The sequence below is a fragment of the Nonomuraea sp. NPDC049725 genome (assembly GCF_040674795.1).
In the GTDB taxonomy this organism is placed as follows: domain Bacteria; phylum Actinomycetota; class Actinomycetes; order Streptosporangiales; family Streptosporangiaceae; genus Nonomuraea; species Nonomuraea ceibae.
On sequence record NZ_JBFANJ010000007.1, the window covers coordinates 437,060 to 437,639 of the forward strand.

A 580-nucleotide genomic window follows, 5' to 3' on the forward strand; every position below is an offset into this window, starting at 1 on the left:
CACCCGTTCACGCACTGGCAGTAGCGCGGCCAGTTGGTCCCGGGCGGTGGCTGGATCTCCCGCCTGCCCTGTCCAGTCGGCCAGGAAGTAGCGGGTGGTCAGGGTGCTGAGGTCTTCGGCTCCTCGTACCCGTTCCTCCACTGGCAGTAGCGCGGCCAGCTGGTCCCGGGCGGCGGCTGGATCTCCCGCCTCTCCTGTCCAGCGGGCGAGGGCGTAGCGGGTGGTCAGGGTGCTGGGGTCCTCGATGCCGGACACCCGTTCCTCCACCGGCAGGAGCGCGGCCAGCTGGTCTCGGGCGGTGGCTGGATCTCCCGCCTGTCCCGTCCAGCGGGCAAGGAAGTAGCGGGTGTACAGGGTGCTGGGGTCTTCGGCTCCTCGTACCCGTTCCTCCACCGGCAGTAGCGCGGCCAGCTGGTCCCGGGCGGCGGCTGGATCTCCCGCCTCTCCCGTCCAGTCGGCGAGGAAGTAGCGGGTGTTCAGGGTGTTGGGGTCTTCGGCCCCTCGTACCCGTTCCTCCACCGGCAGTAGCGCGGCCAGCTGGTCCCGGGCCGCGGCTGGATCTCCCGCCTGCCCCGTCCAG

1 pseudogene is annotated in these 580 nt (G+C 71.2%); it reads right to left on the minus strand.

Annotated elements, in window-relative coordinates:
* Window positions 1-519 (minus strand): annotated as a pseudogene (locus tag AB0J53_RS21450) (GTP-binding protein); the annotation flags it as partial.
* Window positions 520-580 lie beyond the last annotated feature (61 nt).